Source organism: Streptomyces sp. NPDC045956 (assembly GCF_056430705.1).
Genome location: NZ_JBWKKZ010000018.1, coordinates 39,503 through 62,902 on the forward strand (window position 1 = coordinate 39,503; position 23,400 = coordinate 62,902).

The 23,400-nt window shown below is 72.1% G+C and carries 19 protein-coding genes and 1 pseudogene; 7 read left to right on the forward strand and 13 right to left on the reverse strand.

Translation table 11 applies throughout. The features are described from left to right. Window positions 1–65 precede the first annotated feature (65 nt). From ccsB to hemL, 7 genes are all read right to left on the reverse strand, one after another. The gene (gene ccsB / locus AC07FV_RS33655) at window positions 66–1,118 is read right to left on the reverse strand and encodes a c-type cytochrome biogenesis protein CcsB (RefSeq protein WP_479091546.1); all 1,053 of its coding nucleotides are present in this window, start codon (window positions 1,116–1,118) and stop codon (window positions 66–68) included. 98 nt (window positions 1,119–1,216) lie between these two features. Then, on the reverse strand, window positions 1,217–2,938 hold the full coding sequence (gene resB, locus AC07FV_RS33660) for a cytochrome c biogenesis protein ResB (protein ID WP_479091466.1): 1,722 nt from the start codon (window positions 2,936–2,938) through the stop codon (window positions 1,217–1,219). A 3-nt stretch (window positions 2,939–2,941) separates the two neighbouring features. Next, on the reverse strand, window positions 2,942–3,712 hold the full coding sequence (locus tag AC07FV_RS33665; protein ID WP_479091468.1) for a cytochrome c biogenesis CcdA family protein: 771 nt from the start codon (window positions 3,710–3,712) through the stop codon (window positions 2,942–2,944). 5 nt (window positions 3,713–3,717) lie between these two features. Further along, window positions 3,718–4,419, reverse strand: coding sequence for a TlpA family protein disulfide reductase (locus AC07FV_RS33670; protein WP_479091470.1), 702 nt, complete (start codon window positions 4,417–4,419; stop codon window positions 3,718–3,720). A gap of 66 nt (window positions 4,420–4,485) precedes the next feature. After that, the gene (locus AC07FV_RS33675) at window positions 4,486–5,799 is read right to left on the reverse strand and encodes a polysaccharide deacetylase family protein (protein ID WP_479091472.1); all 1,314 of its coding nucleotides are present in this window, start codon (window positions 5,797–5,799) and stop codon (window positions 4,486–4,488) included. Between the two features lie 143 nt (window positions 5,800–5,942). Next, window positions 5,943–6,632 carry a histidine phosphatase family protein gene (locus AC07FV_RS33680; RefSeq protein WP_432880612.1) on the reverse strand — a complete coding sequence of 230 codons (690 nt, stop codon included), beginning with the start codon at window positions 6,630–6,632 and terminating at the stop codon, window positions 5,943–5,945. Continuing rightward, window positions 6,629–7,945, reverse strand: a complete 1,317-nt coding sequence (gene hemL / locus AC07FV_RS33685) for a glutamate-1-semialdehyde 2,1-aminomutase (protein WP_479091473.1) — start codon at window positions 7,943–7,945, stop codon at window positions 6,629–6,631. Before hemL ends, AC07FV_RS33680 begins: the two co-directional genes overlap by 4 nt. A 329-nt stretch (window positions 7,946–8,274) precedes the next feature. Here hemL and AC07FV_RS33690 point away from each other — a divergent pair, with 329 nt between their 5' ends. Then, window positions 8,275–8,901 carry a hypothetical protein gene (locus AC07FV_RS33690; RefSeq protein ID WP_391970109.1) on the forward strand — a complete coding sequence of 209 codons (627 nt, stop codon included), beginning with the start codon at window positions 8,275–8,277 and terminating at the stop codon, window positions 8,899–8,901. 162 nt (window positions 8,902–9,063) lie between these two features. On the opposite strand, the gene AC07FV_RS33695 is transcribed toward AC07FV_RS33690, so the two are convergent. Beyond that, on the reverse strand, window positions 9,064–9,900 hold the full coding sequence (locus AC07FV_RS33695) for an alpha/beta fold hydrolase (RefSeq protein WP_479091475.1): 837 nt from the start codon (window positions 9,898–9,900) through the stop codon (window positions 9,064–9,066). A gap of 394 nt (window positions 9,901–10,294) precedes the next feature. Here AC07FV_RS33695 and AC07FV_RS33700 point away from each other — a divergent pair, with 394 nt between their 5' ends. The 6 genes from AC07FV_RS33700 (at window position 10,295) to AC07FV_RS33725 (ending at window position 18,253) form a co-directional block, all read left to right on the forward strand. Next, window positions 10,295–13,039, forward strand: a complete 2,745-nt coding sequence (locus tag AC07FV_RS33700) for a helix-turn-helix transcriptional regulator (protein WP_479091477.1) — start codon at window positions 10,295–10,297, stop codon at window positions 13,037–13,039. Between the two features lie 183 nt (window positions 13,040–13,222). Next, on the forward strand, window positions 13,223–14,476 hold the full coding sequence (locus AC07FV_RS33705) for an ABC transporter substrate-binding protein (RefSeq protein ID WP_479091479.1): 1,254 nt from the start codon (window positions 13,223–13,225) through the stop codon (window positions 14,474–14,476). 108 nt (window positions 14,477–14,584) lie between these two features. Continuing rightward, window positions 14,585–15,574, forward strand: coding sequence for a helix-turn-helix domain-containing protein (locus AC07FV_RS33710; RefSeq protein WP_479091481.1), 990 nt, complete (start codon window positions 14,585–14,587; stop codon window positions 15,572–15,574). A 350-nt stretch (window positions 15,575–15,924) separates the two neighbouring features. Next, a complete protein-coding gene (locus AC07FV_RS33715; RefSeq protein ID WP_003974279.1) occupies window positions 15,925–16,128 on the forward strand; it encodes a cold-shock protein in 204 nt (67 codons plus the stop codon). 281 nt (window positions 16,129–16,409) lie between these two features. Further along, complete coding sequence (locus AC07FV_RS33720) at window positions 16,410–17,903, forward strand: DEAD/DEAH box helicase (RefSeq protein ID WP_479091483.1); 1,494 nt, start codon at window positions 16,410–16,412, stop codon at window positions 17,901–17,903. Window positions 17,904–17,947: 44 nt separating this feature from the next. After that, entirely contained in the window at window positions 17,948–18,253 is a 306-nt protein-coding gene (locus AC07FV_RS33725; RefSeq protein ID WP_479091484.1) for a CBS domain-containing protein, read from the forward strand. A gap of 692 nt (window positions 18,254–18,945) precedes the next feature. Here the strand turns inward: AC07FV_RS33725 and AC07FV_RS33730 are convergent. The 5 genes and pseudogenes from AC07FV_RS33730 to AC07FV_RS33750 form a co-directional block, all read right to left on the reverse strand. Continuing rightward, window positions 18,946–19,377: pseudogene (locus AC07FV_RS33730) on the reverse strand (hypothetical protein); the annotation flags it as partial. A 328-nt stretch (window positions 19,378–19,705) separates the two neighbouring features. After that, on the reverse strand, window positions 19,706–20,524 hold the full coding sequence (locus AC07FV_RS33735) for an ABC transporter permease (protein ID WP_479091487.1): 819 nt from the start codon (window positions 20,522–20,524) through the stop codon (window positions 19,706–19,708). Continuing rightward, window positions 20,521–21,516, reverse strand: coding sequence for an ATP-binding cassette domain-containing protein (locus AC07FV_RS33740; RefSeq protein ID WP_479091488.1), 996 nt, complete (start codon window positions 21,514–21,516; stop codon window positions 20,521–20,523). Before AC07FV_RS33740 ends, AC07FV_RS33735 begins: the two co-directional genes overlap by 4 nt. Window positions 21,517–21,597: 81 nt before the next feature. Beyond that, the gene (locus tag AC07FV_RS33745; RefSeq protein WP_479091489.1) at window positions 21,598–22,440 is read right to left on the reverse strand and encodes a DUF4097 family beta strand repeat-containing protein; all 843 of its coding nucleotides are present in this window, start codon (window positions 22,438–22,440) and stop codon (window positions 21,598–21,600) included. Window positions 22,441–22,532: 92 nt separating this feature from the next. Further along, complete coding sequence (locus AC07FV_RS33750; protein WP_479091490.1) at window positions 22,533–23,045, reverse strand: hypothetical protein; 513 nt, start codon at window positions 23,043–23,045, stop codon at window positions 22,533–22,535. Window positions 23,046–23,400: the final 355 nt, after the last annotated feature.

A 23,400-nucleotide genomic window follows, 5' to 3' on the forward strand; every position in this document is an offset into this window, starting at 1 on the left:
TCCCGCGCACGCCGAAGGCCGGTCCCGCGACCCGCGTCGCCGGACCGGCCTTCGGTGCGGAGGGCTCAGAAGCCCACCGACTGGAGGGCGCCCAGGCCCACGTCGGCGTAGGAGTGCTTGCCGGAGACGAAGATGTTGACGCCGTAGTAGTTGAACAGCCAGCAGGCGAAGGCGGCCAGGGCCAGGTAGGCGGCCTTGCGGCCCTTCCAGCCGGCGGTGGCGCGGGCGTGCAGGTAGCAGGCGTAGGCGACCCAGGTGATGAACGACCAGGTCTCCTTGGGGTCCCAGCCCCAGTAGCGGCCCCAGGCGTCGCCCGCCCAGATGGCGCCCGCGATGATCGTGAACGTCCACAGCGGGAAGACGGCGGCGTTGACGCGGTAGGCGAACTTGTCGAGGGAGGCCGCGGCGGGCAGCCGGTCCAGGACGGAGCTGGCGAAGCGGCCCGGCGTGCCGCCGGAGGCGAGCTTGCTCTCGAAGCTGTCCTTGAAGAGGTACAGGATCGTCGAGACCGCGCCGACGTAGAACACCGCGCCGCAGAAGATCGCGGTGGAGACGTGGATCCACAGCCAGTACGAGTGGAGCGCGGGGACGAGCTGGTCGCTGGCGGTGTACAGGACCGTGACGGCGAGGCCGAGGTCGAGCAGGACCGTGGTGATCAGCGGGAGGCCGAGCCAGCGGACGTTCTTCCGCAGCGCCAGGAGCAGGAGGTACACACCGACGGCGGTCGTCGTGAACGTGATGTTGAACTCGTACATGTTGCCCCACGGCGCCCGGTTCACCGAGAGGGCGCGGGTGAGCACACCACCGAACTCGATGACGAAGGCGAGCGCGGTGAGGGAGATGGCGATCCGCCCGTACAGGTCGCCCTGCACGGTGCCGCCGTGCGCCCCCGGTCCGTCGGGCACGTCGCGGGAGCCGCTCGCCGAGCGGACGACGACCTGGGGCCGCTCCAGTACGGCGGTGGAGCCGGCCTTGTTCACGGTGACCGCCGGGGCGGTCCTCGTCCTCGCCGCCCCGCCGGTCGCGGTGAGCGCGGCGGCGGTGCGGCCGACCTTGCTGCGGCTGCCGAAGAGCCACTCGGCGATGTAGGCGAAGAACGCCAGGGTGTAGACCGCCATCGCGGAGTAGATCAGCGTGTTGCTGATGTTCGCGAGGTTCTCGTTGGTCGCGGCGGCCAGATGGGTCGCGGCGGCCAGATCGGTTGCGGCGGCGAGAGTCACTTCTCAGCCCCTTCGGCAGGTACGACGTGGGTGTCGGGGGAATCGGGGGTGTCGTCGTCGTTCTTCGGCGCGTCGGGCGCCCGCTCGTACAGGGCGCCCGCGAGGTCGCCGAGTTCCTCGGGGACCTTCGCGGACTCGCTGCGCCCGAGGCCGGCCATCTCCACGACGGTCACCCCGTCGGCGCCCTTGACGGCCCGCACCCACACGCGGCGGCGCTGGATGAACAGGGAGCCGGCGAGGCCGAGGATCGCGGCGACGGAACCGGCGAGCGCCCAGCCGCTGGCGGGCTGCTCGGTGACCTGGAAGTTGGCCCACTCCTGGACGCCGTCGAAGGTGACCGTGCCGGCGCCGTTCGGGAGGGTCATGGTCTCGCCGACCTTGAGCTGCTTCTTGAACAGCTTGCCGTCGGAGTCCTTGAACTCCTCCAGGTTGGTCTTGTCGAGCTGGTAGATGCTCTTGGCGAAGCCCGCGTCCACCCCGAGGTCGCCGTGGTAGGCGGAGAGCGCCAGCATCGGGTTGATCAGCGCGGGGAAGGTCGACAGCATCGTGCTGCCCTTGCCGCCGTAGGTCGGCAGGAAGAAGGCGTTGAAGCCGAGCTGCTCCTTCTTCCCGTCGGCGTCGCGGTAGCCGTCGCGGACCATGACGGCGCCGGAGGAGGTGACGTTGGAGTCCAGCGGCAGCAGGGCGGTCGCCTCCTTGTCCATGACGACGTTGCCCTGGCCGTCCCTGATCGTGACGATGGGCGCGTAGCCGTGGGCGGTGAGGTAGACCTTCGAGCCGTCGATCTCCAGGGGCTCGTTGACCTCGATGGTCCTGGTCCGCTCCTTGCCGAAGGCGCCCTCGCTGTAGCTCACCTCGGCCTCGTAGACGCGCGGGGTGCCGCGGTTGGGGCCGCTCGCCTCGTAGGTGCCGTGGAAGTCCTTCAGGCTGAAGCTGAAGGGGGTCAGGTCGTGGTCCGGGTCGAAGAGGTTGCCGGACTTGAAGTCGTCGTACTGGGTGAGCGTGTTGGAGAAGCCGTCGCCCTCCAGGATCAGCTTGTTGCCCTCGTACTTGAACAGCTGGCCCCAGCCGAAGGCGATCAGCATCACGATCAGCGCGATGTGGAAGAGCAGGTTGCCGGCCTCGCGCACGTAGCCCTTCTCGGCGGCGACGGCGTCGCCGACCGTGTGGGCGCGGAAGCGGCGCCCTCCCAGGATGCCGAGTGCGGCCTCGCGGACCTGCTCGGGCTCGGCCGCGGTGCGCCAGGTGGTGTACGCGGGCAGCCGGTCCAGGCGGCGGGGCGCGCCGGGCGGGCGGCTGCGGAGCTGGCCGACGAACTGCCAGGTGCGCGGGACGATGCAGCCGATGAGGGAGACGAACAGCAGGATGTAGATCGCGGAGAACCACACCGAGCTGTAGACGTGGAAGAGGCCGAGCTTGTCGTAGAGCGGCCCGAGGATGTCGTGCCGGTCGCGGAACTCGGCGACCTTCATCTCGTCGACGCCGCTCTGCGGGATCAGCGAGCCGGGGATCGCGCCCAGCGACAGCAGCAGGAGCAGCAGCAGCGCCACCCGCATCGAGGTGAGCTGGCGCCAGAACCAGCGGACCCAGCCGACGACGCCGAGGGCGGGGAGGTTCGGGGCCTCCTCGCGGGGGGCGGTGGAGAGCTGGGAGCCGGCGGCGCCGAGGTCCTGGTCCTCGCCCGCCGCCGGGGTCTTGTCCGTGGTCGTGTCACTCATCGGTCAGATCCCTACAGTGAAGCCGTTGGACCAGGTCTGCATGTCCTGCACGATGCTGTCCCACACGCCGGTGAGCAGCAGCAGGCCGGTCGCGATCATCATGACGCCGCCGACCCGCATCACCCACACGTAGTGCCGCTTGATCCAGCCGAAGGCGCCGAGCGCCTTGCGGAAGGCGACCGCGGCGAGCACGAAGGGCACGCCGAGGCCGACGCAGTACGCGACGGTCAGTATGGCGCCGCGCCCGGCGGTGCCCTGGTCGGCGGAGAGCGCCAGCACGGAGGCGAGGGTCGGGCCGATGCAGGGCGTCCAGCCGATGCCGAACAGGGCGCCGAGCAGCGGGGCGCCGACCAGGCCGGTGACCGGACGCTTGTGGAAGCGGAACTCGCGCTGGGTGAACCAGGGCATCAGGCCGATGAAGAAGACGCCCATGAGGATCATGAGGACGCCGAGCACCTTGGTCAGGACGCCCCGCTCCTCCTGGAGCGTCGAGCCGAAGTAGCCGAACAGCGCTCCGCTGGAGACGAACACGGCGGTGAAGCCGAGGACGAAGAGGGAGGCTCCGGCGACCATCCGGCCGCGGCGGGCCTCACCGAGGTCGGTGCCGGTGACCCCGGTCACGTAGGAGAGGTAGCCGGGGACGAGCGGCAGGACGCAGGGGGAGAAGAAGGAGACGAGGCCGCCGAGGAGCGCGATGGGCAGGGCCACCAGCAGGGCGCCGTTGAGCACCGTGCCGTTGAAGCCCTCGGCGGCGAGGGTGGACATCGTGGACATCGGGGTCACGTCTCCGACTTGCCCGACTCGCCGGACTCGCCCGACTCGCTCGTGAGGTACGGGGCGAGCATCTTGCGGAGCTTCTCCTCGCTGAGCGCCTGGAGGGTGCGCGCGGCGACCTTGCCCTCCCGGTCGATGACGAGCGTGGAGGGGATCGCCTGGGGGTTCAGGGTGCCCTTCTCGAAGCGGAGCATCAGCTTGCCGGTCGGGTCGTACAGGCTCGGGTAGCTGACCCCGAACTCCTTCTCGAAGGCGCGGGCCGGGCCGGTGGAGGTGTCGCGGGTGTTGATGCCGACGAACTGGACGCCCTGGTCCTTGACGTCCTGGTAGACCGTCTCGAAGTTCTTGGCCTCGGCCCGGCAGGGCGGGCACCAGGAGCCCCAGACGTTGAGGACGACGACCTTGCCCTTGTAGTCGCCGACGTCGAGCTGCCCTCCGTCGACCGTCTCGCCGGACAGGTCGGGGGCGTCGGCCCGCTCGCCCTTGTCGGCGGTGGAGATGCCGTCCGCACCCGTGACGAAGCCGGTGTCACCGCCGCCGCCCGAGGTGCCGCCGGAGCCGCAGGCGGTGGCCAGCAGCGCGACCGCCGCGGCACCGGCGGTCAGGACGACGCGGCGGCGGGCACGGGCGGTGGTGCTGGCGCGGTGCGAGCGGTTCGACCGGTTCGAGCGGTTCGAACGCAGGGGGGCGCGGCTGGCGGCACTCATGTGAAAAGTTTCGCATGTCCGTTCCGGGGATCTTGCGCACCCCCCTCAGGGGCGGAAACCCGCATTTCAGGCGGCGTTTCCCGAGGGGGTCGGGGCGCCCGATGCCGTCGGCGCCTCCTTGAGGAAGGCGCTCCAGCCGCCGGCCGGCCGCTGCCCCACCTCGACGGTACGGAGCCTGGCCAGCACCTCGGGCCGCTGCACGTCCAGCCAGTCGGTGAACTGACGGAAGGAGACGAGCCGGATGTCCTGGCCGTTCCCCTTCTCCTTCTCCCGCGCGATGTGCTCGATGACGTTCTCGACGGCGTCCATGTAGATGCCGCCGTTCCACTCCTCGAAGTGGTTGCCGACGAAGAAGGGTGCCCGGTTCGTCTCGTATGCCCGCTTGAAACCGGATACGTAGGCGCCGGTGGCCTGTTCACGCCAGCCCGGGTAGTGGTGGGCGGGGGCCTTGGTCGAGTTGACCGACTGGTTGGCGAGGATGTTGTAGTCCATCGAGAGGACCTCGAAGGAGTGGCCGGGGAAAGGTATCTGCTGCAACGGCAGGTCCCAGATCCCGTCCTTCTTCGCCGGCCACACCTGACGGCCGCCGGGCGAGGAGGCGTCGTAGCGCCAGCCCAGCTCGCGGGCGGTGGGCAGCAGGCTGTCCTGGCCGAGCAGACAGGGCGTGCGGCCGCCGACGAGTTCCTTGTCGTAGTCGAAGGGCAGCGACGGCAGGTCGGTCCAGCCGGTGTTGGTCCGCCACTCCTTCACGAAGGACTTCGCCTGGTCGATCTCACTGCGCCACTGCGCGGGCGTCCAGTTGCCGACGGTGCCGGTGCCGCCGCAGAAGTGGCCGTTGAAGTGGGTGCCGATCTCGTGGCCGTCGAGCCAGGCCCGGTGGACGTTCTTCAGCGTGTCCTTGATGTGGGCGTCGGTGAGGTAGCCGATGTCGGAGGCGCCGCGCGGGTTGTTCGGCGGGTCGTAGAGGCGCTTCTTCGACTCGGGCAGCAGGTACAGGCCCGAGAGGAAGAAGGTCATGTGCGCGCCGTGCTCCTGCGCGAGGTCGAGGAAGCGCGGGAAGAGCCCGTTGCCGACCTCGCCCGCCCCGTCCCAGGAGAAGACGACGAACTGCGGCGGCGTCTCGCCCGGCTCCAGCGGCACGGGCGCGTCCGGCTGGTGCGGCTGCCGGCCGGTGTACGACGTGGAGCCGTCGCCGATGGGCTTCGCGGGGGCCTCGCCGCTCCCGGAGGGCGACGGCTTCCCGGAACCGCCGGCCTGGTGCGTCCCGCCCGACGCGGTGTGGGAGCCGGAGCCGCAGCCCGCGAGCCCGGCGGCGGCCGCGGCCCCCGCGCCGAGCCCGAGCATCCCCCTGCGGGTGAGAGTGCGGGTGGAAGTGCGCATCGCAACCTCGTTCGTCACGTCCTCTGGTGGTCATCCAGTCAGAGGACGTGACGAACGTGCGGGTTCCGGAAATATGTGCGGGTTACGTAACGAGCGTCACATACCGCCGGTCGCGCGGTGGTCGCGAGCGCGGGCCGCGGCGGTCAGGCCCCGTACGCCTTGCCCTGCCCCTTGACCGGCCTGGCCCCCGCGAGGAGGTGGGCCGGGACGAGGTCGCGGGCGGGCTCGGTGTAGCCGACGGACACGATCCGGTCGCCCCGGTACGTGAACGTGGTCAGGGACGCCAGCGTGCACTGCCGCTTGCGCGGGTCGTGCCAGAGCCGGCGGCGCTCGACGTAGGACCGCAGGGTCCAGATCGGCAGCTGGTGACTGACGATCACGGCCTCGTGCCCGCGTGCCCGCTCCTTGGCCGCCTCCAGCGCGCTCATCATCCGCACGACCTGGTCGACGTACGGCTCGCCCCAGGACGGCTTGAACGGATTGACCACGTGCTTCCAGTTGGCGGGCCGGCGCAGCGCGCCGTCGCCGATGCCGAAGGTCTTGCCCTGGAAGACGTTCTCGGCCTCCAGGAGCCGCGCGTCGGTGGCGAGGTCGAGTCCGTGCGTCTTGGCGATCGGCGTCGCCGTCTCCTGCGCCCGCTCCAGCGGGGAGGCGACGACGTACGTCACGTCCCGGGGCGCGAGGTGCTCGGCGACCCGGTCGGCCATGCGCCGGCCCAGGTCGGAGAGGTGGTAGCCGGGCAGGCGGCCGTAGAGGACACCGGTCGGGTTCTCCACCTCGCCGTGCCGCATGACGTGGACGACGGTCAGCTCCTGGTCGCGGTCGTCGCTCATGCGCTCGCCTCCGCGGCCGCGCGGGCCGCCGCCGGGAGGGCGTCGGCGATGCGCTCGAGGGCCCGCTCGTCGTGGGCGGTGGACACGAACCAGGACTCGAAGGAGGACGGCGGCAGGTAGACGCCGTTCGCGAGCAGCGAGTGGAAGAAGGCGGTGAAGCGGAAGGACTCCTGCGCCTTGGCCTCGTCGTAGTTCGTGACCGGCCCGTCGGTGAAGAAGACGGAGAACATGTTGGAGGCGTTCTGCACGGTGTGCGCGACGCCCTCCTTGCCGAGCGCCTCGGTGACCAGCGACTGGATCCGCGCCGAGACCGCGTCGACCTTCTCGTACGCGGCGTCGTCGAGGAGCCGCAACTGGGCGAGGCCGGCGGCGGTGGCGACCGGGTTCCCGGAGAGGGTGCCGGCCTGGTAGACGGGGCCGGCCGGGGCGAGGTGCGCCATGACGTCCGCGCGTCCGCCGAAGGCCGCGGCCGGGAAGCCGCCGCCCATGACCTTGCCGAAGGTCATGAGGTCGGGGACCACTCCCTCCACGCCGTACCAGCCCGCCTTGCTGGTGCGGAAGCCGGTCATGACCTCGTCGGAGACGAACAGCGCGCCGTTCGCGGCGCACGCGTCCTTCAGTCCCTGGTTGAACCCGGGCAGCGGCGGCACGACGCCCATGTTGCCGGGCGAGGCCTCGGTGATCACGCAGGCGATCTCGCCGGGGTGCGCGGCGAAGGCCGCGTGCACCGCCTCGAGGTCGTTGTACGGCAGCACGATCGTGTCGCCCGCCTGGGCGCCGGTGACGCCGGGGGTGTCGGGCAGCGCGAAGGTGGCCAGGCCCGAGCCCGCGGCGGCCAGCAGCGAGTCGACGTGCCCGTGGTAGCACCCGGCGAACTTGACCACCTTGGTGCGCCGCGTGAACCCGCGGGCGAGCCGGATCGCCGACATCGTCGCCTCGGTGCCGCTGGAGACCAGCCGCACCTCCTCCAGCGGGGCGACCCGCTCGACCATCGCCTCCGCGAGGGCGACCTCGCCCTCACCGGGCGTGCCGAACGACGTCCCGCGCGCCACCGCCTCCTGCACGGCGGCGACCACCTCGGGGTGCGCGTGCCCGAGGATCATCGGCCCCCAGGAGCAGACCAGGTCGACGTACTCCCGCCCGTCGGCGTCGGTGAGGTACGGCCCGGTGCCGGACACCATGAACCGGGGCGTGCCGCCGACGGCGCGGAACGCCCGCACCGGGGAGTTCACACCGCCGGGCGTGACCGCCGCCGCGCGGTCGAACAGAGCCTGCGAGGCCGGTGCTTCGTATGGGTATGCCAGTTCGCTCATGACCTGCGACTTCTCCGACCTTCTCGACCTTCTCCGACGTATCGGACGCTGCCCGGGCCCGGCTGGGGCCCCGCACGCCCCCTGGTTGCCCAGGGTGACCTCATCAGGGTAGACAACCGCCCCGATCGCCGTACCGTCTGCCAGACTGGAACCCATCCACGCAGCTCACGCGGGCGGCGCGGAGGGGGGCCGCCGACGTCCCGCGGACATATGAACGGACATATGTTTCACCGCACGTTTCGGCGAGCGGCCGTGGGGGAGGTCACTGACACGATGATCGGGTTGCGCGGCGGGGGCCACGCGTCCTAGAAAAGCAGTCGGGTGGAGATATGCATCGCGGTGGCGGACTGGGCGAGGGGACCGACGACCTGGGTCCTCGACGTGCCCGGCGGGGGAGGCACCGGCGCGAGGCGGAGGAAGCGACCGAAGCACGTCAGGCACACGGCATCCCGGGCGAGCCCGACCGGCTCGACCGGCGGGCCGACCGGCTGGGGGCGGGGAGCAGGAATGGTGGTCGGGTGGGGGTGACCTACAAGTACTTCGGCGCGCCCGACGGCGCGACCGCGGCCCGCGTCCCGATCTCGATGCGCCCCGAGGAACTCGGCGGTGACGAGCTCGGGATGAACGGCATGTTCACCAAGATCAAGCCGGAGACCATGGCCGCGATGGTCCTCACCGGCATCGAGGGCGTCCCCCTGCACAAGGTGCCCCCGCTGGAGCTGGTCGTCCTGCACCCCGACTACGCGGTCGTGAAGCTCCCGATGACCGTCGTCGACCCCCTGCGCGGCATCGGCGAGGAGGCGGTCGGCGCGGCGGCCTTCATCTGGTCGACGGTCCCGGACCGGGGCGGCCCGCGCGACGCGTTCAACGTGTACCAGTTGCTGCACGAGTGGCAGGACTTCAGCCACCGGCTGCACGAGGCGGGGCACCAGCCGTACTGCCTGGTGTGGCCCTGAGCCGGGGTTTCGTGAAGGGCGGGCGGGGGCGCCTGTCCTCGGCGGGCGGGGCACGGCGCCGCGGGGGCGGCAACCGCACGGCCGCCCGTCGGGTTCACCTGACTCGGTGATCCCGGCCGGACGGCCGGAGTCCGCGGGCCGCCGAGCGGCCCGCGTGCGGGGTCACTTCCCGAGGAAGGCGAGGAGCGCGGCGTTGACCTCCTCCGCGTGCGTCCACAGCAGTCCGTGCGGGGCGCCCTCGATCTCCACGTAGTCGGCGGACGGCAGCGCCTCGTGGAAGGCCCGCCCCGTCGCCTCGACCGGCAGGATGCGGTCCCCCGTACCGTGCAGGATCAGCGTCGGCACGTCGATGGCCGGGATGTCGGCGCGGAAGTCGGTGTACCAGGTGGTGGGCGCGGCGGCCGCGGCGTGGGAGCCGCCACCCGCGGCGACGTTCCAGCTGTTGCGCACCGCCTCCTCGCTGATCCTGGAGCCGAGGTTCTCGTCCAGGTTGTAGAAGTCCTGGTAGAAGGCCGTGTAGTACGCGTACCGGTCGGCCTTGACGGCGGCGACGACGCCGTCGAAGAACTCCTGCGAGGCGGCCCCGCCGGGGTTGTCGTCGGTCTTCAGCAGCCAGGGCTCCAGCGAGGCCAGGAAGGCGACCTTGGAGACCCGGGCGGTGCCGTAGGTCGACACGTACCGCGCGACCTCGCCGGTGCCCATGGAGAAGCCGACCAGGACGGCGTCCCGGAGGTCGAGGGTCTCCAGCACGGTGTTCAGGTCGGCCGCGAAGGTGTCGTAGTCGTACCCGGTCGTCGGTTGGCTCGACTGCCCGAACCCGCGGCGGTCGTACGTGACGACGCGGTAGCCGGCCTCCAGCAGCACCGCGCTCTGCCGCTCCCAGGAGTGTCCGTCGAGCGGGAACCCGTGGATGAGGACGACCGGCCGGCCGGAGCCGTGGTCCTCGTAGTACAGGTCGATGGTGGTGGAGTTCTCCTGGCCCACGGTGATGTACGGCAAGGTCTCTTCCTTCGTTCGGGGTGTGCCGGTACGCGATCCGTCGCGCGGCACGAGACGGGACAGAACGACGCTAGGACCGTCGCCTCCGCCCGCGTTGTCCCTGAGCGCACCACTCCTTACCGGGGAGCGCCATGCGGCGCGGACGCACCGGGGCGCGGGCTCGGCCGGCGTCGTCCGGACCGCTCTCCCGCCCCCCTGCGGCACCCTCCTGACCTGGGCGGGCGCCGCCTCGGTGCGCGCGGGGACCAGTTACAGTGCACGGACAGGCAAGGGCTCACCGGCGCGCCGCCTCCCCCGTGGTCGCACCGCGCTCGTCACCGGCTCCGGGATCCACGTACACCCGCCGCACCGGGCGGCGGTCCCTACGGAAGAGCGCGGACGGGAAGGGTCATCCATGGCAGGGGCGGGCGGTCCGCTGTCCCGCAGCGGTCTCCGCGGCCGGGAGCACGAACTGGGCGAGTTGGAGGCACTGGTCGCCTCCGTGGCCCGCACGGGGAGCAGCGCACTGGCCCTCATCCGGGGCGAGCCCGGTATCGGCAAGACGACGCTGCTGGCCGCAGCCGTGGCCATGGCCCGGCGGTCGGGGTACTCCGTCGGCGTCGGCAAGGCCGACGAGCTGCACCACGTCGTGCCGCTCTCGTCCCTGGCCGCGTGTGTCCTGCACGGTGACCGACCGCTGCTGTCCGCCGACACGTTCGCCGACATCGCCCGCAACCACGACCAGCGGATCTGGCTGCTGGAACGCCTGGCGGAGGCGATCGAGGCGCGGGCGGGCGGCATGCCGGTCCTGATCGCCCTGGACGACGTGCAGTGGGCCGATCCGCTGAGCCGCTTCGCCCTGCGGCAGCTTCCGGCACGCCTGCGGACGTCGCCGGTGCTGTGGTTGCTGGCCGGGCGCCGGGAGAACGCCGGCCCGGCGGAGGAGATCGTCGCGGCCGCCCGTGGCACCCTCCCGGTGGCCACCGTGGCCCTGGGCCCGCTGTCCGGCGCCGCGATCGCCCAACTGGCCGACGACGCCCTCGGCACGGCGGCCGACGCACGGGTACGGGACCTGCTCGACGGAGCGGGCGGGAACCCGTTCCTGGCGGTGGAGATGCTCACGGCCCTGCGCGATGCCGATTCCTTCGACGACCTCGTCCCCCGCGGACTCGTGGAGGGGGTGCGCGGCAGGCTCAGGTCCCTCCGGGACGACACCCTCCGTTTCCTTCAGATGGGCGCCGTACTGGGGCGCCGGTTCGGCTTCCACGATGCCGCCGCGCTCTGCGGCCGCCCGGTCGCCACCCTGATCGACGCCCTGGAGGAGGCCGTGGGCGCCGGCATTCTGGACGATGACGGTGAGCGCCTGGCCTTCCGGCACGACCTGCTGCGCCAGGCGGTGTACGTGGACATATCGCCCTCGGCCCGCAAAGCCCTCCACCGGGAGGCCGCACGCGGTCTCGTCGCCGCGGGGCGCCCCCCGGTCGACGCGGTGCCGCACATCCTCAGGGGGGCGGCTCCCGGGGACGAGGAAGCCGTCTCCCTCCTGCGGCGCGCGGCCGAGGACGTGCTGCCGGTCACACCGGGCCTCGCGGCGGACCTGATGACACGCGCGCTGGAACTGGTGCCGTCCGCCCGGCCCCTCAGATACGCGGTGGGAGAGCAGACGATCCTCTTCCTGACCCGGGCCGGCCGGAGCGGCGAGGCCCTGTCGACGGGGGACCGGCTGCTGGCGGAGCGACCGCCCCTGGAGGAGTTCAGCCGGCTCCAGGCCGGTCTCGGCGGGGCCCTGTGGAACATGGACCGCGCGGGGGAACTGCGGCGCCGGGCCGAAGCGGCCCTCGCCACGGGAGGTGCCGCCCCCCGGGTCACCGCGCGGCTGACCGCCCTGCGGGCCCTGGCCCTGTCCCGGGAGCACGACCTGGGGGCCGCGCGCGAGGCCGGTGAGGCCGCCCTGCGGGCCGCGGTCCGGGCAGGTGACCGTGACGCGCACACCCTGGCCCTGTCCGGGCTGGGCGAGATCGCCCAGAACGCCGGGGAGAACGCGCTCGCGCTGGACCGCTTCGCCGCGCTGAGCGCCCTCGACGCCGCCTTCCTGCCCGAGGAGATCATCGCGCACCTGCACCTGGACGACTTCGACGCCGCCGGCCGACTGCTGCTGCGGGCGACGGAGGCCGGTACGTCCCGTCAGGCGATGCTGTCGTGGGCGCAGGGCCAGCACGACCTGGGCCTGGGCCGACTCGACGACGCCGACGCCGCCTTCGCGACCATGGAGCACCTGGAGAACGAGGTCGACGCACCGGTCCAGCAGGTGAACGGCCGGGTGATCCGCTCCTGGATCGCCCTGCTGTGCGGTGACCGGGACGCCGCGCGGCTGCATCTGGGTGCGGCGCGGGAGGGACTGGAGGCCAAGCCCAACCCGGGCAACACGGCCGCGGTGCGCTTCCTCGAAGCGCTGCACGCCGACGCCGACGGGGACACCGGCCGTTGCGTCGACAGGATCCGCCAGGTGGAACGGGAAGGCCCGTTCATGCGCTGGCGTGCCCTGCGCGACTGGGCGGGCCCCGCGACGCGTATGGCCCTGGACGGCGGTGACGGGGAACTGGCCGGGAGACTGGCCGCACAGGCCGCGGCCCACGCCGGACGCAACCCCTCCGTACCGACCGCCACGGGGGTCGCGGCGCACGCCCGCGGACTCGTGGAGGACGATCCCACCGTGCTCCGGCACGCCGTGGACGTGCTCGGTCCGGGGCCCCGCCCCCTCGTCAGAGCCGCCGCGGCGGCGGATCTGGGACGGGCCCTCCTGGCGGCGGACCGGACGCGAGGGGCCGTGCCCGCGCTGACCCACGCCCGCGACACCCTCGCCGCGACGGGCGCTCGCGCCGCGGCCGCGCTGGTGCAGCGCGACCTGGAGCGGGCGGGCGCCGGCAGTCGCAGGCCGGCGGCCGTCCGGCGCCCCGTACAGGGGTGGGAGGCCCTCACCGCGTCGGAGCGGAAGATCGCGCGGCTCGTGGCCCAGGGCCACACCAACCGGTCGGCCGCCGACCTCCTCGTCGTCTCCCCGCACACGGTCAACACCCACCTGACGTCCGTGTTCCGCAAGCTGTCGGTCAACTCCCGGGTGCAGCTCGCCAATCTGGTCACGGCCCTGCCCGAGGACTGACCTCAGGGTTGGTACGTTCACGCGAGACGACGCCGCCCCCGGAAAGCCCGTGATGGGGCGCTCCTGGGCCGTTTAGGATGCATTCGAACAGAATCACCGGTCCGGGCGATCCCGACGGCCCCTGGAGCCCCGCCTCCGCGACAGGGCCCCGGCCCCGAACAGTCACTCGGCAGGGGCACCAGCATGATCTCACCGGCCGGACGGCGGGCCCGGCGCGTCTGCGCCCCCTTGGCCGCGCTTCTCGCGCTCGCCCCGGCCCTCACCGGATGCGTCGACGGGTCCGGCACCGGGTCCGCCGGGGACGAGGTCACCTCCATCACCGTGCTGGACTACTACACCGACACCTCCGAGCACGCCCAGTGGAACGACATGCTGGCGGCCTGTGGCAAGGCGGCCGGCGTCGAGGTCGAGCACACGAGCGTCCCCCCGGCCTCACTCGTGCCCCGAGTGCTGCGGCAGGCCTCCGCGCGGACCCTTCCCGACCTGTTGATGCTGGACAACGCCGACCTCCAGCAGATCGCCGGGACCGGCGCGCTGACCCCGCTGGAGCGGTACGGCATCGACACCACCGGCATCGGCGAGGGCATCCTGTCGGCGGGGACGTACGAGGGAGAGGTGTACGGGCTGGCTCCCTACGTCAGCACGGTCGCCCTCTTCTACAACAAGGACATGCTCGCCGAAGCCGGTGTCGGCGTGCCGGAGACCTGGGACGACCTGAAGAAGGCGGCGGCCGGGCTGACCCGCTCGGGACGGTACGGCATGGCGGTCGACGCGAGCGCCACCTTCGAGAGCAGCTGGCAGTTCCTGCCCTTCCTGTGGTCCAACGGCGGGCACGAGCGACAGCTGGACTCCCCGCAGGCCGCGCAGGCGCTGCGACTGTGGGTCGACCTGGTGTCGAGCGGGTCCATGTCGAAGTCGGTGCTGAACTGGACCCAGGCCGAGGTCCACGACCAGTTCGCCGCCGGACGGACGGCCATGATGATCAACGGTCCGTGGCGCATCCCCGAGCTGAACGCGGACAAGGACCTCGACTGGGGAGTGGCTCCCGTCCCCGTGCCCCGAACGGGGCAGAACCCGGTCACCCCGCTGGGCGGTGAGGTGTGGACCGTCCCGCGGGGCCCCTCGGAGGCCCGGCAGCGGAAGGCCGCCCGGGTACTCGCCTGCCTCAACGACTCCGCCAACATGCTCACGCTGGCCGAGCAGCACTTCACGGTCCCCTCCCGTGCCGACGTGGCCGCCCGGTACGCCGCACGGCACCCGTCGTCGGCCGTCTTCGTCGAGAGTGTGGGGCGAGCACGTTCCCGCACCCAGGACCTCGGCGTCAGGTGGCCCGGGGCGGCGACCGGGATCTACACCGCGATCCAGTCCGCGCTGACCGGGCAGCAGACGCCGGAGCAGGCCCTGAGGCGCGCCCAGCGGATCGCGACCGGCGACTGACCCGTCCGGCCCCGGTGAGCCGGATCTAGTGGGTTCACGCGATGTGCCGGTCCGGTCCCGCTGGCACGGTGGTGCGGAAGGCACACACCGGCCGAAGGACAGAGAACAGTGGCCCCAGACGTCCAGGAACCCAGCACGCTCCGCGACTTCCACCCCCTCGACCCGTTGTCCGCGCCCCACCGGCGCGCGGACCGGCACGCGGCTCTGTGCGGGATCTTCGGCCTCGTGGACATCACCGTCCCGGACGACGCGGGTTCCGGCCCCGTCCGTGCCACACCGCTCGGGCGGCTCCAGGCCGTCACCGTGGCCGGCGACGCCCTGACCGGCGTGCGCACGCACCGGCCCGGCACGGCGGACAGCCGGGGCGAGTACGTCGTGGTCACCTTGCTGGACACCGGGTCGGGTCGCCTGGAGCAGGACGGCCGGGTGGCGCTCCTGACCGCCGGCGACGTCTTCGTCCACGACGTGGCACGCCCCCTGCGGTTGTCCTTCCCCGAGCCCTTCCGGACCAAGTCCCTCGTCCTGCCGAGGGACGTCCTGAGGCTGGGCGAGGACGACCTGGCCCAGGTGACCGCCCGTCCGCTCGGCCCCGGGACGTCCCTCGGCGGTCTGCTCGCGCCCTTCCTGGCCGGGCTCGTGGACGGCGCCGGGAACTGCGCGCCGCGCACCGGCGAACTGATGGCACGCAACGTGGTGGACCTGCTCGACGTGCTGGCCGACGAGGTGCTCGGCCGAGCGACCGAGGACACGCCCCGCGGGAACCGGGCACTGCTGCTGCGGATCCAGGCCTACATCGACCGGCACCTCGCCGACCCCGGTATGACCCCGCAGACCATCGCCGAGGCCCACCACATATCCCTGCGCTACCTCCACAAGCTGTTCGAGAGCGAGGACGCCACCGTCGGCCGGTGGGTCCAGCGCCGCCGCCTGGAGACGTGCCGACGCGACCTGACGCTGCACAGGAACGCCGCGATCGCCGCGGTGGCACACCGTTGGGGCTTCACCAGCGCCGCGCACTTCAGCCGGGTGTTCCGGACCGCCTACGGCATGGCACCCCGCGAGTGGCGGGCGTCGCAGGAGCCCGCCCTCGACCGCTGACGAGCCGCAGGGCCCCGCACGCGCGACGCCGCGCGTGTCAGGCCGACGGGGGGCTTCGTCCTCGCCCGAATACCTGTAGTCCCGGATCGAGATTCGAATGGGAAACGCGGACAGATTCTCTGCCGCAGTAACTGGAATGGAATTCTTCTGCGTACGCGGCCCGCCGCACTGTGCTACTGTCGATCTCAGTTGCAGTTGTGGTTCCCAAACTTCAAGCGCTCTCCGTTCGACCTCTGTGCCGATGGAAGCGCTTTTGTATATCCGGTCTTTTTCCGGGTGGGGTGATCATCGCGGCGACGCGGTGTCCGCGCAGTGCGGGCACCGACGCACTGCCCCGAAGGAGAAATGACATGGCTACTGGCACCGTGAAGTGGTTCAACGCGGAAAAGGGCTTCGGCTTCATCGAGCAGGACGGTGGCGGCGCCGATGTGTTCGCCCACTACTCGAACATCGCCGCCCAGGGCTTCCGCGAGCTGCTCGAAGGCCAGAAGGTGAACTTCGACATCGCGCAGGGCCAGAAGGGCCCGACGGCCGAGAACATCGTTCTCGCCTGACACTGACGCGCACTACGCAGCTGGGGCCCGCATCCTTCGGGGTGCGGGCCCCAGCTGTTCGCTTTTTCCACACGTTGCACACGGCAGACGCCTCCCTCGACGCATTCTCGTGGACGCCGGACACCGCATCCACGTCGCGCCACTCACCAAGCGTCTGCGCTCGCCAGTCTTTTCGCCGACCATTTTCCGTGGTCGCGCCCACCGGCCTTTCTCGTAATTCTCCGTGCCGCTTTTTCGCCGCGGGAATTCCTTGGTATGCGCCGCGTCGAGGAAGGTTCCGCATGAACCGCACACGCACGAACGACCGCTCCACCCGCACCCGTGACGGCGGTGCCGACTCCAGGAGGGGTGGCGGCCGTTTCGGTTCGCCGGCCCCGCGCAGCTCCGGCGGGCCGAGCCGCTCCGGCGGTCACGGCCGCCGGCCCGCCGCGGTCCAGGGCGAGTTCGCCCTCCCCGAGACGATCACCCCCGCCCTGCCCCCCGCGGAGGCCTTCGCCGATCTCGACATGCCCCGGGAGCTGCTGGCCGCGCTCGGCGCGCAGGGCGTGACGGTGCCGTTCCCGATCCAGGCCGCCACGCTGCCGAACTCCCTCGCGGGCCGCGACGTCCTCGGCCGGGGGCGCACCGGTTCCGGCAAGACCCTGGCCTTCGGGCTGGCCCTGCTCGCCCGGACGGCCGGACGACGCGCCGAGGCCCGGCAGCCGCTGGGGCTGGTGCTCGTACCGACCCGTGAGCTGGCGCAGCAGGTCACCGACGCGCTCACGCCGTACGCCCGGTCGGTGAGGCTGCGCCTGGCCACCGTGGTGGGAGGGATGCCGATCGGCCGGCAGGCGAGCGCGCTGCGCGGCGGGGCCGAGATCGTCGTCGCCACACCGGGGCGCCTCAAGGACCTCATCGATCGCGGCGACTGCCGGCTGGACCAGGTCGCCGTCACCGTCCTCGACGAGGCCGACCAGATGGCCGACATGGGCTTCATGCCGCAGGTCACCGCCCTGCTCGACCAGGTCCGCCCCGAGGGGCAGCGCATGCTGTTCTCCGCCACGCTCGACCGCAACGTCGACCTGCTCGTGCGCCGCTACCTGAGCGACCCCGTCGTCCACTCCGTCGACCCGTCGGCCGGCGCGGTCACGACCATGGAGCACCACGTGCTCCACGTCCACGGCGCCGACAAGCACGCGGCCACCACCGAGATCGCCGCACGCGACGGCCGGGTGCTCATGTTCCTGGACACCAAGCACGCCGTCGACCGCCTCACCGAACACCTCCTGAACAGCGGGGTACGGGCCGCCGCCCTGCACGGGGGCAAGTCGCAGCCGCAGCGCACCCGCACGCTGAAGCAGTTCAAGGACGGACACGTGAGCGTGCTGGTGGCGACCAACGTCGCGGCGCGCGGCATCCACGTCGACAGCCTCGACCTCGTCGTCAACGTCGACCCTCCGACCGACCACAAGGACTACCTCCACCGTGGCGGCCGCACCGCCCGCGCCGGCGAGTCCGGCAGCGTCGTCACCCTGGTCACCCCCCACCAGCGCCGCGGCATGACCCGGCTCATGGCCACCGCCGGCATCGTCCCGCAGACCACCCAGGTCCGCGCGGGCGCGGAGGCCCTGCACCGCATCACCGGCGCCCAGGCACCCTCCGGCATCCCGGTCGTCATCACCGCGCCCGTGACCGAACGCCCCAAGCACCGCGGCTCCACCTCACGCGGCCGGCGCCGCCCCGCTCCGGCCCGCCGCGCGGCCGCGGGGCGGTCCGCCCTCGGTGGTGCGGCATGACCCCCGAGACCACGACGCCGGCCCACCCCCGCAGGAGGCACCCCTTGACGCTGGTCCAGCCGCAGTTCCGCACGGCTCGCCCCCACCCCGCGCCCGGCTGCGCGGCCGACCCCGCGGACGGGCCCCAGGTGTGGGAGGACATGACCGTGGAGGTGGCGCTGTCCGTGATGGCCGCCGCGCGTACGGGTCATCTGGTCGTACGCGACGAGGACGGCCGGTGCACCGGACTGGTCCACGGTGCCCGTCTCACGGCCATGCGTGACAGCTCCGGATACACGGACCGGATCCGCCTGCGGGACGTCGCCGACCTCATCGGTCCCCCCGCCCCGCCGGCCGCCACGGCGGCCTGAGCCGAGCAGCACCGTCAGGGCCCTACCGGCACGCCGGTAGGGCCCTTTCGCGTGCCGGGACGCGAGCCGCGGAGCCCGGCAATCCCTCACGGTCGCCGCAGGGATGCCTCATCGCCAAGCTCATGAAACCTATACTCGCTGGAGTAGACATTCGGCCGTCCCGTGATTATGGTTTCTTTCGTAGTCGAGATCGAGCGAGGCCCGGCAGACACGAACTGCCGGGCAGCAGTACCCGCATGACGGTCCGGTGGTGGAGTTTCGAAGCCAGGGTTGTCGCAGGACGGCGACGGGACTGACGACCGGACCGGGCGGCCCGCAGTGGTGAGGGGCCGCCGAGAGCAGTACCGCGGTACGAGCGGGACACCGTCCCGCGGACAGCTGGTCCAGAGGGAAGAACGGAGGAGTCGAGCGCCATCAGGATCGCCCGGGCGGATGGCACGAGGCCCGGGTACCGCAGGACATCGACAGGCAGGTGGTCTCCGGTCACGCATCCGCGATCCCCGCACCCCCGCGGCAGTACAGCGCGGCAGTGCGGAAACAGAGGGCCGGCGCAGCACTAGGGCCGGCAGATGGTGTTGCAGTTCCTTCGGGGCCTTGGTGTCGCACGACACCAAGGCCCCTCGACATGCTCCGTCAAAGCCGCCGGAGACAGTACGGTCCAGCGCCCCGGGCACACGGCACGCGTCACCCCCGGCCTTCGACCGGCCGCGCGCGAAGACCATCAGGCGCAGCACGGCGAAACGACCCACGCCGGCGAGGGCGGAGGCGGAGAGGTAGACGGCCTGCTCCAGCACCGGACCGGAGGCCGCCACCACGCAGTGCAGGACGAACATGGCGAGGCAGGTGACCGCGTACGCCGCCGCCGCCGAGCCGGCCGACTGCGCGTGCTCGCGCCAGGTCGCGGCGCGGCCCGCGCCGAAGGTGAAGCGGGCGTGCACCTCGGTGGCGAGGAGCGTGGACCCGGCGGTGATCAGGGCGTTCGCCAGGGCCCACGGCAGCCAGGAGGCGAGGGCCGCCACGGCGAAGCTGGAGGCGAGCCCGATCCCGCCGCCGCAGAGCACGAAGCGCGCGAAGGCGGCGCAGGTGCCGGGTGCCGTCTTCCGCGGGTGGTGCGCCGTGTCCATGATCCGCCCCCTGTTCACCTGATCCGGTCCCCTCCGCGCACGCGTCCCGGGCCTCGTGGCCGGGGACCTGTTCGCGTTGACACCATGATGGCACATCTATGGCACCATAGCGAGCATTTTTGGCACCATGCACTGCCACAATGCGCCACCGGCGGCGTCATCCATCGCCAGGCGGCGACTCGCCCCAGGTCAGCGCCGTGGCACCGGACGCGCATACGTGGCACCGGTACACGCGTGAGAGGCGGCGTACGCCGACGCGGTGTCGGTGTACGCCGCCCCGGTGCGATGGGACGGGTGCCGGGCGGGCGAGGCCGGCCGGCGGTGCGGGTCAGCTCGGGTCGCGGTCGAAGGACGCCTTCGCCCAGCGGTGGCCGAGGCCGGTCAGCAGCAGGCACCAGGCGGCGGCGAGCCAGCCGTTGTGCCCGATCTCGGTGCCGAGCAGCAGGCCGCGCAGGGTCTCGATGGCCGGGGTGAAGGGCTGGTACTCGGCGATCGGCTGGAACCAGCCCGGCATCGCGTCCACCGGGACGAAGGCGCTGGAGATGAACGGCAGGAAGATCAACGGCATGGCGTTGTTGCTGGCGGCCTCGGCGTTCGGGCTGACCAGGCCCATGCCGACCGCGATCCAGGTGAGCGCCAGGGTGACGGCGGCCAGCAGCCCGAGCGCCACGAGCCACTCCAGGACGGTGGCGTCCGTCGAGCGGAAGCCGATGGCCACGGCGACGGCGCCGACGACGACCACGCTCGCCATCGCCTGGACGACGCTGCCGACCACGTGCCCGACGAGCACCGACCCGCGATGGATGGCCATCGTGCGGAAGCGGGCGATGATGCCCTCGCTCATGTCCATGGCGACGGAGACCGCGGTGCCGATGGTGGTGGAGCCGATGGTCATCAGCAGCAGCCCCGGCACCAGGTAGGCGACGTACTCGGACCGGTCGGCGCCACCGTCGCCGATCCCCGCGCTCATCACGTCGCCGAAGATGTAGACGAAGAGCAGCAGGAGTACGACCGGCGTGAGCAGCAGGTTCAGGGTGAGGGACGGATAGCGCCGGGCGTGCAGGAGGTTGCGGCGCAGCATCGTGGAGGAGTCGCGCAGGGCGAGGGAGAGCCGGGTCGGGCGGGCGACGGCCGGGGCGGCGTTCATCGGACGGTCTCCTTGGGCTGGTCGGTGGGGCCGGTCAGGGCGAAGAACACGTCGTCGAGGTCAGGGGTGTGCACGGTCAGCTCGTCGGCCTCGACGCCGGCCGCGTCGAGCCGGTCGAGGAGGGAGCGCAGGGCGCGCTGGCTGCCGTCGGACGGGATCTGCAACGTGAGCGCCTCGTCGTCCCGGGTGACCTCGCGCAGCGCGGCGGCGGCGGACCGGTGGGCGGCGGGGTCGGTGAAGCGCAGGCGGACGTGGCCGCCGGGGATCTGCCGCTTCAGCTCCTCCGCGGTGCCCTCCGCGGCGATCCCGCCGTCGTGGAGCACGGCGATGCGGTCGGCGAGCTGGTCGGCCTCCTCCAGGTACTGGGTGGTGAGGAAGACCGTCACCCCGCCCGTGACCAGCTCGCGGATGATGCCCCACATGGTGTGGCGGCTGCGCGGGTCCAGGCCGGTGGTCGGCTCGTCGAGGAAGATGATCCGCGGGCTTCCCACCAGGGTCATCGCGATGTCCAGGCGGCGCTTCATGCCGCCGGAGTAGGTCGAGGCCGGCTTCTTCGCCGCCTCCGCCAGGTCGAACCGCTCCAGCAGCTCGGCGGTCACCCGACGGCCCTCCGCCCTGGACAGGTGGTGCAGGTCGGCCATCAGGAGCATGTTCTCCTCGCCGGTGATCAGACCGTCCACCGCGGAGAACTGCCCGGTGACCCCGATCGCGGCCCGGACCGCCTGTGGCTCGGCGGCGATGTCGTGACCCGCGACCTGGGCCTGCCCGCCGTCGGCCGTGACGAGGGTGGAGAGGATCTTCACGGCGGTGGTCTTGCCGGCGCCGTTCGGGCCGAGCAGCGCGAAGACGGTTCCGGCGGGGATGCGCAGGTCGATGCCGTCGAGGACGGTCTTGTCACCGTACGACTTGCGCAGACCGACGGCGGAGACGGCGGCCGGCGACGGCTGGTGACCGTTCCCCTGCCTGGGCGTGGGCATGACAGATGAAGGCATGGAGCCCTCCCCTTCGAGGAGTGGGGCGACTGGATGACGGGACGACGGGGACGGACGGGGTGAGCGTGAGGGGCGGGTCCGTCAGACCTTGGCGCGGTGGACGTCGACGTTGCCGTACCGCGTACGGGCGCGGATCTTGACGGTGTCCTCGGTCTGCCCGGGGTCGTCGGACGCGGTGAGCGTGTTGCGCACCCGCCCGGCGTCCGAGTGCGCGTCGAGCCAGGCGGCCGTGCCCTCGCGGATGCCGATCTCGATGGCACCGTAGGAGGTCTCCAGGCGCACCTCGCCGCGCGTCACCTCGCCCACCCGCAGGGTGCCGTGGGCCGTGGTGGCGGTGAGCGAGCCCTCGGCGCGGGTGATGTCGATGTCGCCGTTGGCGTGGCTGACCCGCAGGTCGCCGAGGGCGGCGCCGACGGTCGTGGAGCCGTGCGAGTTCTTCAGGACCGCGGAGCCCTCCACGAGGCCGACGCGCACGCTGCCGGAGCTGGTGGTGATCTCGGCCGTCCCCTCCACCCGGTCCACGGTGACCGAACCGTGGGAGGCGGCGAGCCGGAGCGGGCCGGTCGTGTCCAGGCGGACGTCACCGCCCGAGGTCTTCACCCGGACCTCGCCGAGCGGTCCCTCACCGAGCACCTGGGTCCAGGAGCCGGTCGTGTCGATGTGCGAGCCCGCGGGCAGCTCGACCGTCACGTCGACGACGCCGGTCGGCCCGATGATGCGGCGCTCCTTCGTGCTGATGGTCAGGACGTCGTTCGCGAAGGAGATCTGGGTCTGCTCGGCGGCCCGTACGTCCTTGTCCCGCCCGGGGTCGCCGGGCCGCACCTCGACGACGGTGTCGAGCCGGTCGCCCGCGGTGAACCGGATGGAGCCGGCGCCCACGTGGGCGTTGACGGCGATCGGTCCGGAGGTGTCGAAAGAAGGCATGGCTGTACCGTCCTCATGGGTCATGGGGGCGTCCCCGCTGGTGGGACGTGATGGATTGCGGTGCTTCTTCGAAGTGCGGGCGGTGGCGCTCCCTAGCGCACCCAGCCCTGGAAGCTCTGCCCGACGGTGCGGGCCCTCTCCGTCGGGCGGGGCCCGGCGCCGCCCTCGACCGCGGCCGACACGGCACGGACCAGCCAGGCGTTGACCGACAGCCCCTCGCGGTTGGCGGCCTCCTCGGCGCGCGTCTTGAGGTGGGCCGGCAGACGCAGGTTCACACGCGCGGTGCCGCCCTCGTCGCCGTCGGCGGGAAGCGCCGGGACCCTCGGCGGTTCCGCGGGCGCGGCGGGGGCGCCGTCGTCGGTGGGCGGCGGCGTCACCACGAAGTCGGGGTCCAGCCCGCGCAGCCGTACGTCGACCGAGCCGGGGGCGAGTTCGCGGGTGATCTCGTCCATCGCGGCGGAGAGCACGTGCAGCATGGTCAGCCGGGTCGCCGATTCCAGCGGCGCGGTGAGCCTCTCGGCCAGCTCACGGGCGTCCTCGCCGCCGGCTTCGGCGGCCACCGCCAGTTCGCGGCGAAGGTTGTCGACATACGGGGTGAGGTCCATGACGCCATCATGGCACCACAGTGGCGCCATGCGCAAGCTCCACTGACATCCGGGCGGGGTCCTCTTGGTGCCATCGCTCCTACCTGCGAAAACGTGGGGATCGGAATGCAGAGGGAGGAGCGATCGGCAGGTCTGAGGGGCTCTGCGGGCAGAGGTGGGTGCCACATGGCGCCATGTGGCATCAGGGGGAGCGGCAGGTGGCGCCAGACGAGGGGGCGCGGGGCTTCGGGCGCCGAAGGGCCAGACCCGTACGGCCCCGGTGCGGTCGCCGCACGGCCACGCCAGGGTGACGCTGTCACCGTGACGGACGCGCCCGCCTCCCGCCCGCACCGTGAGGCGCGGTGACCATCGCTCG

Bases quoted from the DNA above. Each gene is read 5' to 3' on its own strand.
- AC07FV_RS33705 (WP_479091479.1), top strand. From the start codon at position 13,223: ATGATCTCACCGGCCGGACGGCGGGCCCGGCGCGTCTGCGCCCCCTTG.
- AC07FV_RS33745 (WP_479091489.1), bottom strand. From the start codon at position 22,440: ATGCCTTCTTTCGACACCTCCGGACCGATCGCCGTCAACGCCCACGTG.
- ccsB (WP_479091546.1), bottom strand. From the start codon at position 1,118: ATGGCGGTCTACACCCTGGCGTTCTTCGCCTACATCGCCGAGTGGCTC.
- hemL (WP_479091473.1), bottom strand. From the start codon at position 7,945: ATGAGCGAACTGGCATACCCATACGAAGCACCGGCCTCGCAGGCTCTG.
- AC07FV_RS33675 (WP_479091472.1), bottom strand. From the start codon at position 5,799: ATGCGCACTTCCACCCGCACTCTCACCCGCAGGGGGATGCTCGGGCTC.
- AC07FV_RS33680 (WP_432880612.1), bottom strand. From the start codon at position 6,632: ATGAGCGACGACCGCGACCAGGAGCTGACCGTCGTCCACGTCATGCGG.
- AC07FV_RS33700 (WP_479091477.1), top strand. From the start codon at position 10,295: ATGGCAGGGGCGGGCGGTCCGCTGTCCCGCAGCGGTCTCCGCGGCCGG.
- AC07FV_RS33720 (WP_479091483.1), top strand. From the start codon at position 16,410: ATGAACCGCACACGCACGAACGACCGCTCCACCCGCACCCGTGACGGC.
- AC07FV_RS33735 (WP_479091487.1), bottom strand. From the start codon at position 20,524: ATGAACGCCGCCCCGGCCGTCGCCCGCCCGACCCGGCTCTCCCTCGCC.
- AC07FV_RS33670 (WP_479091470.1), bottom strand. From the start codon at position 4,419: ATGAGTGCCGCCAGCCGCGCCCCCCTGCGTTCGAACCGCTCGAACCGG.
- AC07FV_RS33750 (WP_479091490.1), bottom strand. From the start codon at position 23,045: ATGGACCTCACCCCGTATGTCGACAACCTTCGCCGCGAACTGGCGGTG.
- AC07FV_RS33665 (WP_479091468.1), bottom strand. From the start codon at position 3,712: ATGTCCACGATGTCCACCCTCGCCGCCGAGGGCTTCAACGGCACGGTG.
- AC07FV_RS33690 (WP_391970109.1), top strand. From the start codon at position 8,275: ATGCATCGCGGTGGCGGACTGGGCGAGGGGACCGACGACCTGGGTCCT.
- AC07FV_RS33740 (WP_479091488.1), bottom strand. From the start codon at position 21,516: ATGCCTTCATCTGTCATGCCCACGCCCAGGCAGGGGAACGGTCACCAG.
- resB (WP_479091466.1), bottom strand. From the start codon at position 2,938: ATGAGTGACACGACCACGGACAAGACCCCGGCGGCGGGCGAGGACCAG.
- AC07FV_RS33715 (WP_003974279.1), top strand. From the start codon at position 15,925: ATGGCTACTGGCACCGTGAAGTGGTTCAACGCGGAAAAGGGCTTCGGC.